This is a genomic window from Clostridium tyrobutyricum (assembly GCF_019144085.1).
In the GTDB taxonomy this organism is placed as follows: domain Bacteria; phylum Bacillota; class Clostridia; order Clostridiales; family Clostridiaceae; genus Clostridium_B; species Clostridium_B tyrobutyricum_A.
Genome location: NZ_JAHHUY010000021.1, coordinates 47,378 through 56,695, shown reverse-complemented (window position 1 = coordinate 56,695; position 9,318 = coordinate 47,378). Strand labels below are relative to the sequence as shown.

The window sequence follows — 9,318 nt, the reverse complement described above, 5'->3', positions numbered from 1 at the left end:
ATTTTTTATATTACGAATTGAAGAAAATATGAATTAAGATTTGATAATATTACAATACTATGTTATGATAAGATTTGTTTTGTAATATAAAAAAGAAAGAGGAGTTTTAATGAGTAATATGAATTTCAACAATTTAAGTTTGGATCCTAAAATACTTCAGGCAATAGATGCTTTAGGATTTGAAGAGCCTTCTCAAATTCAGGCGGAATCCATTCCTGTAATATTGGAAGGACACGATGTAATAGGTCAGGCACAAACAGGTACTGGAAAGACTCTGGCATTTGGTGCTCCGATGCTAAGTAAAATAGATCATAATAGCAACCATATATCTACGCTTATACTCACACCTACAAGAGAACTTGCAATTCAAGTAAATGATGAATTAAGTAAACTAGTTAAATTCAGTAAAATACGTCTTATGCCAATATATGGCGGTCAACCTATTGATAGACAAATAAGATCCTTAAAAAAAGGAATAGATGTAGTAGTTGGTACTCCTGGCAGAATAATAGACCACATACGAAGACACACAATAGATTTGAGTAAAATACAATTTTTAATAATGGATGAAGCTGACGAAATGTTGGATATGGGGTTCATAGATGATATAGAAAGTATAATAAAAAATACCAATTCTGACAGACAAACCTTGTTATTTTCCGCAACTATGCCAAATCAAATAAAAAAATTAGCATCCAAGTATATGAGTAAAGATACTAAATATATTAGAATAGAAAAAAGTACACTAACTGTTGAAAAAATAAAACAATATTATTATGAGATTAAACATAAAGACAGATTTGAATCTCTGTGCAGGATACTGGATGTAGATGAACCTTCCAGTGCTATAATATTCTGCAAGACAAAAAGAGGTGTTGATGAACTTGTAGAATCCATGCAGGCAAGAGGCTATAATGTAGAAGGTATGCATGGTGATATGAATCAGAATCAAAGAATGAACACTCTTAGAAAATTCAAAGATGGAAGTTTAGAGTTTTTAATTGCAACGGATGTAGCTGCAAGAGGTATAGATGTAGAAAATGTATCCCACGTTATAAACTATGACCTGCCTCAAGATACAGAATATTATGTACACAGAATAGGAAGAACTGGAAGAGCTAATAAGGAAGGTATTGCCTATTCCCTTGTAACTCCAAGAGAATATATACTTTTAAAACAAATAGAAAAATATACAAAGAGCAAAATAAAAAGAAAAGAAGTACCTACAGTTGATGACATATTTGAAGCTAAATATAAACATATTGCAGAAAAAATAAAGACTACATTAAGTGAAAACAATTTTAAAAACTTTATTCCTATAGCAACTGAATTAGATGAAGAATATAATCTAGTTGATGTAGCAGCTGCACTTATGAAAATGGTTTTCGACAACGAAATAAGTTTTGACTATAAAGAAAACTCTATAAATAAAAATATAGATGAAGAAATACGATTGTTTTTGTCCATAGGAAGAATGGATAATATAACTCCAAGAAAGCTAATTAAATTTATAACTGAAACATCATCAGTTGAAGCGCATGAAATTGGTGATATAGATATATTAAACAAATTTACATTCATAAACGCATCCGAAAGTATTGGTTCAGTTATATTAAAAAAGACCAACGGTAAAAAATTCCAGGGAAGAAGAGTTTCTGTGGAAGTCGCAAAGAGCAAGAACTCTAAAAACAGATAATTATTCAATACCCACAAATGTATTTTGTGGGCTTATTATTATAAAAATTTAAAAATGGATGGTGAATTGATGAATAAAATTGCTTTTAAAGGAAGCTGCATGCTAAATCCTGTTCCTGCGGTGCTTGTAACTTCAAGGAATAAGTCTGGAAAGATAAATGTGTTTACTGCTGCTTGGGTTGGAACTGTGTGTACAAAGCCTCCTATGATTTCAATATCCATAAGGCCGGAAAGACTTTCATATGAATATATAAAAGAGACTAAAGAATTTTCAGTAAATCTTCCTAGTTCGTCAATGACACGGGTATTAGATTTTTGTGGAGTTAAATCTGGAAGGAATACAGATAAAATAAAGGCTTGTAAATTCAATTTAAAAGATAGTACGAAAATCAATGTACCTTATATTGAAAACTGTCCTGTAAATTTAGAATGCAAAGTAAAGAACATAATTCCTCTAGGTAGTCACCACCTTTTTTTATCTGATATATTATCAGTTAATGTAGATGAAAATATCATATCAAAAAGCGGCAAAATACATCTAGAAAAAGCTAATCTTGTCTGCTATTCTCATGGAGAATATTTTAAAATTTCTTCAAAACCAAGTGGTAAATTTGGCTACTCTGTAAAAAGGAAGAAATAAAATTATTGTAGAATAAGTTATTCTACAATAATTTTTCTACTTTAACATCATAATTTCCATCTGGAGAATCAACTGTAGCCTTTTGACCTACCTTCAGTTTAAATAAAGCCTTACCTAAAGGAGAGTCTATGCTTATGTTCATATTTTTAACATCACCCTCTACAGAACTTACCAAAGTAACTTCTTCTGTATCATCTATGTCATAAAATCTTACTACTGCAGTCTTATTGACATCAAATACATCTGCATCATCAGAACTTTTTATTATAATAGCACTTTTAAGTTGTTCCTCAAGTTCTTGTATTCTCGTTTCAGTCATAGATTGGTCATCTTTTGCAGCACTATAATCTGCATTTTCACTCAAATCACCCTGCGCACGCGCAGACTTAAGAGCAGCCTTAATTTCAACTCTTTTAACTGTTTTTAAATATTCAAGTTCATCTTCTAATTTTTTCTTACCTGATTCTGTTAATGTTAAATTCTGCATAAAACCACCTACTATTCTAAATTTATAATATATTACTCTTAAAAATATGTATACAAGTTTTCTTACTATACCATTATAATATTACCAATAAGATAATACAAGGAATTTACTTGTGTGTTTAAATTATGACAATACACTACTTTGTTATAATTTAAATTATTGTAAATTTATCCATTATGATATAATCATGTTAATGACAGCAATTATTTTAACCTTGGGGGTATTAATATGAGAAAAGAATTTTATCTTAAAAATGGGAAAATAATGATAAATTTCACTGAGAAATACTGTGACACATCAGAAAAATTATTGGAAAGTTCAGCATTTAAAACTCTTTTAGCAAAATATTTAGAAAAATCACAGAGAAAGAACACTTCTATCTATAAATATATTAAACATGAAACTAATATTACTGAAATAGATCAACTTACTTATAGCATAGCAAACTTATTTAAATTGCTAATGGTATTCAAGGCAGAAGATATTAAAAAAATAGATATAAATCTTAAATCTATTTTTGACAGCAAAGACAAACTTATATTATTTGTAGAAGACTTATATAGATTTTGGAGAAAAATTGAAAGATATACAATTATACATGACAATAAACCAGGTGAAGGATTTCAGGATGCAAGTTTTATAGATTCAAACATTGCATTTTCTCAATTAATATTGGATACTTATAGAAAAATCGAGGAAAATATTATATCACACAAGCCTCAAATATATAGACAACTTCCTGCTGGTGGAAATGCAGGTCTAATATTAAACGATTTACCACATTCATATTCAGAAGACTATAAATGTCTTCAAAACATTCCTTTTATTAAATCAATTATGTTGGATCCTCCATTTATAACTTATCCTAAAATGAATACCCGAACAGGTATGTTTACAGAATGCTTTGAAAATCCCTTGAAACAATGCACTATAAAATATGACCACTGGTTTTGTTATCCTGCCAAAGTCGGAGACCTACTAGCCTATATATATTTTCATAGGGATTTTATGGCTCATGGCATAACTCTTTGCAATCTGTTTGAAATAGCAAAAGAAAGTGAATATGCAAATAAAAAACCGGATATAGTCTATGTATTTGGAGCAAGAGATTCTTCAAAACAAATGAGAACGATTTTTTACGATGATAAGAAAAATAATATAATGCTTGGATATATAAATTACAATGAGTCCATAGATTATTTTGGTTATATGAAGAAAATGACTCTTACACTTCACAATCTTATAATGATAAAAAGAGAATATCTTCCTATTCATGGAGCCATGGTCAATATAGTCACAAAAGACAATAAAACTGCAAATATAATTATAATGGGTGATAGTGGTGCCGGTAAGTCTGAAACTCTGGAAGCATTCAGACAACTTGGGGATGAATATATAAGTGACATGAAAATAATATTCGATGATATGGGAACTGTCAGACTTGATGAAAAAGGCTGCATATCAGCTTATGGTACTGAAATAGGTGCCTTTGTAAGATTAGATGATCTAGACAGTGGATACGCTTTTAAAGAAATAGACAGAAGTATTTTCATGAATCCAGATAAAATAAATGCACGATTAGTTATTCCTGTATCTAGCTATACTGAAATAACTACCGGATATCCTGTTAATTTATTTTTATATGCCAATAATTATGAAGATAAGGGCTCTGAACTAGAATTTTTTAATAATTGTGATACTGCTATAAAAGTATTTAAAGATGGTGCCCGAATGGCCAAAGGAACTACATCAGAAAAAGGCCTTGTTAAAACCTATTTTGCAAATCCTTTTGGTCCTGCTCAAAAATCTGAAGATACAGGCAAACTATTAAATATATATTTCAATCGGTTTTTTAAGTCTGGTGTAAAAGTAGGACAACTTAGAACTCGCCTTGGTATATCTGGCAAAGAAAAAACAGGTCCTAAAAAAGCTGCTTTAGTACTTCTGGAAGAAATAAAGCATTTACAAAATTGACCAAATTGATATATTGACATAATATAATTACAAACTATATAATATTTTTGTAACAATAAAAAGAAATTCATACAATGTTTAATTTGTATGTAATTTGAGCATATATAAATCTGAGAAGGATTTTACTTAGGTTTTTATGTGCTCTTTTTAGCTGTGTATAAAAAATTATTGAGATAGGAGGAATTATCTGTGACTAAAAATTTAAAAGATATATTCATGCTGCTTTTCGCTTGTCTTCTAGTTGCTTTTGGAACTTATTTTTTTCTGGCACCCAGTCATATAGCTGCAGGTGGAATTAGTGGTGCAGGTATAATTGTTAATATTATTTTTCCAAATATACCTATAGGACTGTTTATGATTTGTGTAGAAATACTTTTATTTATAATAGGTTTTATAATAATAGGACCTATGTTCGGTGGTAAAACAATATTTTGCAGCTTTTCTATATCACTGATGATATTATTGATGGAAAAGATATATCCCATAGTTAAACCTTTTAGTTCGGATACTTTAATGCAACTTATATTCGGAGTATTAATATGCGGTGCAGGTATGGGAATAGTCTTTAATAAAAATGCATCTACAGGTGGAACTGATATAATAGCTAAAATAATTAATAAATATACAAAAATAAGCATAGGCAAATGTATATTGATGCCTGATATTGTCGTAGCTATTGCCGCTTCTGCCGTGCTTGGAATAGACAAAGGTATGTACGCAATGCTTGGAATACTGTTAAATGCAACAATTATAGATAGAGTAATTATAAATTTAAATACTTACAAGCAAGTAGCTATAATAAGCTCAAATGGCAAAAAGATAAAAGATTATATAGTCGACGTACTAGATCGAAGTGCAACAATATACTATGCAAAAGGTGCTTATAATAATAACAATAATGAAGTTATAACAACTATACTGGATAGAAAACAATTTCTCAAGCTTAAAGAATATATAGTAAAAATAGATGCTAAGGCATTTATCACTGTAAATGAGGTAAATGAAGTACTTGGAGAAGGTTTTTCAAGTATAATATAAGCACATTGCCAAATATGGACTTTCGATATTATCTGAAGGTTCATATTTATTTAATTAGTCGTTTATTATATAATAGTATATTAAGTACATTTTACATACATATCCCAATATCAATATATTAGAATAGTAATTTAATTTTAGGATATAATTAAAATTATCATAATATAAAGGGGGAAAATTTATGAGAATTCCAAAGCACATAGGTATAATTCCAGATGGAAATAGACGATGGGCATCAAAAAACAAAATGAGTAAAGAGAAGGGTTATGGGGCAGGTTTAAAACCAGGCATAGAATTATTCAGACTATGTAAAAAACTAGGTGTTAATGAATTAACATATTATGGTTTTACAGTAGATAACACAAAAAGGCCTAAAATACAGACCAAAGCTTTTACTGAAGCTTGTATTAACGCAGTAGACATATTGTCAAAAGAGAATGCATCTCTTCTGGTAGTTGGTAATTCAGATTCTCCAATGTTTCCGAAAATACTTCTTCCATATACTGAAAGGAAAGATATTGGAAAAGGTGGAATTAAAATAAATTTTCTTGTAAATTATGGATGGGATTGGGATTTAAATAATTTAAGCAATTCACATTCCACAAATAGAAATTCAATCATATCAAGTTTGAACTCTCATGATATAAGTAGAATGGATCTAATAATACGTTGGGGTGGCAGAACAAGATTAAGTGGATTTCTTCCAGTACAATCAGTGTATTCCGACTTTTATGTAGTAGATGATTACTGGCCGGATTTCAGGGAGCAGCATCTTTTAGATGCATTAAAATGGTATGACAATCAAGATGTAACACTAGGAGGCTGAATCTTATTTAGCCGAACATAAACTTCTTTATAAGTGCATATTTATGTGCTATAATTTAGTTTAGCAATTCATAATTAAAAAAGAATTCTTTAACATATAAGGTGCTTTTACTCATTTGTAAAAGATAATAGGGAATCAAGTTATAATCTTGAGCAGCACCCACTACTGTAATTTGGACGAAAGTTTCTAAACCACTGTTTATATACGGGAAGGGAAACAATTAGGATGAAGATAAGCCAGGAGACCTGCCTTTTATGTAAAACTGAATCTTTGGGATTGAAGATAAGGAGGAAAATTATATGAACAAATCAACTATCGTAGGTTACCCTAGAATAGGTGCTAATCGAGAACTAAAATTTGCAGTAGAATCGTATTTTAATGGAAATATAGATTCAAATGAACTATTTTCCACAGGAAAGAAATTGAGGGAGGAATATTGGTCCAAACAAAAAGAAAGTGGATTGGATATTATACCGTCAAATGACTTTTCATACTACGACAATATGTTGGATATGGCATTTCTATTAAACATTATACCACAAAAATACAAAGATCTCGGTCTTTCACCATTGGATACATATTTTGCAATGGCTAGAGGTTATCAAAATAACTCCAAAGATATAAAAGCCTTGCCGATGAAAAAATGGTTTAACACAAACTACCATTATATCGTACCTGAAATAGATGAAGATACCAGCTTTTCAATTAATGATACTAAACCTTTTGATCTATATAGAGAATCAAAAGAATTTAATATGGAAACCAAGCCGGTAATAATAGGTATTTTCACTTTTCTCAAGCTCTCAAATTTAAAAGGTAATACTAAATTTGAACACTGTTTGAATAAACTTGCAAATGTATACATAGATATACTAGACAAGTTCCAACAAGAAGGCATTAAATCTCTGCAGATTGATGAACCAATTCTAGTAACAGATTTAACTGAATATGAAATAGAACTATTTAAAAATGTGTATGATAAAATCTTAAATAAAAAATATAATTTTAAAACATTGCTCCAAACATATTTTGGAGATATAAGAGATATATACGAAAATTTACAAGACCTAAAATTTGATGAAATAGGATTGGATTTTGTAGAAGGTAAAGAAAATATAACGCTTCTACAAAAATATGGATTTCCCGACAACAAGATATTAATAGCTGGAATAGTCAATGGAAAAAACATATGGAGAAACGACTACAAACACAGCATTGAACTAATAAATAATATTGGTAAATATATTGATACAAATAAAATTTATATAAGTACTTCATGTTCTCTTCTGCATGTACCTTATACTGTAAAACCTGAAGGTCATATTGATGACAAAAATATAGGAAAAGTAGATAATCTTATAAATATGTCAGAATACATAGAGAGCTTGTCTTTTGCGGAAGAAAAATTAAGTGAACTTTCAGAAATAAAAGAACTGCTGGAATTCAAAAATTATGAAAAACAAATCAAATATATAAAAAATCAGAATATACTAAAAAGGAAAAGAGAAAATCCACTATGCTATAATAAAGAAATTAGAACAAATATAAATAATTTAAAACCAGAAGATTTTACAAGAAACGACTCTTTAGAATATAGAAAAAAAGTTCAAAATAATATTTTCAAACTACCTTTATTACCTACAACTACCATAGGATCTTTTCCACAAACTCATGAGATTAAAAAACTTAGAAAAGATTTAAGAGAGAATACTATTACGAAGGAAAAATATAAAAATCAAATAAGAGAAAAAATTAAAGAAGTACTTAAGTTTCAAGAGGATATTGGTTTAGATGTATTAGTACACGGAGAATATGAACGTGCTGACATGGTTGAATACTTTGGAAGATTGTTAGATGGTTTTCTGTTTACCAAAAATGGCTGGGTTCAATCTTATGGAACAAGAGCAGTAAAACCACCGATAATATATGGAGATGTAAAGCGTACTGCTCCTATGACATTAGATTGGATTAAATTTGCTCAAGATCAAACTGACAAACCTGTAAAAGGTATGTTAACAGGGCCAATTACAATTTTAAACTGGTCATTTCCAAGAGAAGATCTTGACTTAGAACAAATAGCCTATCAAATAGGTTTGGCAATTGGAGAAGAAGTTTTGGATTTAGAATCTGAAGGAATAAAAATAATACAAATTGATGAAGCTGCTTTAAGAGAAAAACTTCCTCTTAGAACTAAAGATTGGCATAAAAAATATTTAGATTGGGCAATACCTGCTTTTCGTTTAACCAACTCAAAAGTTAAGAGCGAAACTCAAATTCATACCCATATGTGCTATAGTGAATTTTCAAGTATAGTACAAGAAATTAAAGATATGGATGCAGATGTATATTCAATAGAAGCTGCACGTTCAGACTTTTCAATACTTGACTTTTTAAAAAATAATAATTTTAAATCCCAAATAGGACCTGGAATATACGATATTCATTCTCCAAGAATTCCATCCATTGAGGAACTCGAAAAATCAATAAAAATTATGCTGGATAAAATTGATTGTGACAAGCTTTGGATAAATCCTGATTGTGGATTAAAAACAAGAGGTATTGATGAAGCTAAAAAAAGTTTAATAAATATGGTATTGGCGGCAAAAAATATCAGAAAAAAACTTAATTAAATTTTTCCACTTATATATTAAGGGTATT

At 29.5% G+C, this 9,318-nt stretch carries 7 protein-coding genes and 1 riboswitch; of the genes, 6 read left to right on the top strand and 1 reads right to left on the bottom strand.

The genetic code is table 11. The features are described 5' to 3' along the window. Window positions 1–109 precede the first annotated feature (109 nt). Both KM800_RS10350 and KM800_RS10345 read left to right on the top strand, forming a co-directional pair. Window positions 110–1,696 carry a DEAD/DEAH box helicase gene (locus KM800_RS10350; RefSeq protein ID WP_217812998.1) on the top strand — a complete coding sequence of 529 codons (1,587 nt, stop codon included), beginning with the start codon at window positions 110–112 and terminating at the stop codon, window positions 1,694–1,696. A gap of 69 nt (window positions 1,697–1,765) precedes the next feature. Further along, the gene (locus KM800_RS10345; RefSeq protein ID WP_217812997.1) at window positions 1,766–2,335 is read left to right on the top strand and encodes a flavin reductase family protein; all 570 of its coding nucleotides are present in this window, start codon (window positions 1,766–1,768) and stop codon (window positions 2,333–2,335) included. Window positions 2,336–2,357: 22 nt separating this feature from the next. Here the strand turns inward: KM800_RS10345 and greA are convergent, their stop codons facing one another. Then, on the bottom strand, window positions 2,358–2,822 hold the full coding sequence (greA, locus tag KM800_RS10340) for a transcription elongation factor GreA (RefSeq protein WP_217812996.1): 465 nt from the start codon (window positions 2,820–2,822) through the stop codon (window positions 2,358–2,360). A gap of 228 nt (window positions 2,823–3,050) precedes the next feature. Between greA and KM800_RS10335 the strand changes: the two genes are divergently transcribed. From KM800_RS10335 to metE, 4 genes are all read left to right on the top strand, one after another. Next, complete coding sequence (locus KM800_RS10335; protein ID WP_217812995.1) at window positions 3,051–4,796, top strand: phosphoenolpyruvate carboxykinase; 1,746 nt, start codon at window positions 3,051–3,053, stop codon at window positions 4,794–4,796. Window positions 4,797–4,985: 189 nt separating this feature from the next. After that, on the top strand, window positions 4,986–5,834 hold the full coding sequence (locus KM800_RS10330; protein ID WP_217812994.1) for a YitT family protein: 849 nt from the start codon (window positions 4,986–4,988) through the stop codon (window positions 5,832–5,834). A gap of 181 nt (window positions 5,835–6,015) precedes the next feature. After that, window positions 6,016–6,660 carry an undecaprenyl diphosphate synthase family protein gene (locus KM800_RS10325; RefSeq protein ID WP_217812993.1) on the top strand — a complete coding sequence of 215 codons (645 nt, stop codon included), beginning with the start codon at window positions 6,016–6,018 and terminating at the stop codon, window positions 6,658–6,660. An 82-nt stretch (window positions 6,661–6,742) separates the two neighbouring features. Beyond that, window positions 6,743–6,928, top strand: a riboswitch (cobalamin riboswitch). Between the two features lie 31 nt (window positions 6,929–6,959). Beyond that, complete coding sequence (metE, locus tag KM800_RS10320; RefSeq protein WP_217812992.1) at window positions 6,960–9,290, top strand: 5-methyltetrahydropteroyltriglutamate--homocysteine S-methyltransferase; 2,331 nt, start codon at window positions 6,960–6,962, stop codon at window positions 9,288–9,290. Window positions 9,291–9,318 lie beyond the last annotated feature (28 nt).

Excerpts from the sequence above, each read along its gene's own strand:
- KM800_RS10350 (WP_217812998.1), top strand. The coding sequence starts at position 110 with ATGAGTAATATGAATTTCAACAATTTAAGTTTGGATCCTAAAATACTT.
- greA (WP_217812996.1), bottom strand. The coding sequence starts at position 2,822 with ATGCAGAATTTAACATTAACAGAATCAGGTAAGAAAAAATTAGAAGAT.
- KM800_RS10325 (WP_217812993.1), top strand. The coding sequence starts at position 6,016 with ATGAGAATTCCAAAGCACATAGGTATAATTCCAGATGGAAATAGACGA.
- KM800_RS10335 (WP_217812995.1), top strand. The coding sequence starts at position 3,051 with ATGAGAAAAGAATTTTATCTTAAAAATGGGAAAATAATGATAAATTTC.
- metE (WP_217812992.1), top strand. The coding sequence starts at position 6,960 with ATGAACAAATCAACTATCGTAGGTTACCCTAGAATAGGTGCTAATCGA.
- KM800_RS10345 (WP_217812997.1), top strand. The coding sequence starts at position 1,766 with ATGAATAAAATTGCTTTTAAAGGAAGCTGCATGCTAAATCCTGTTCCT.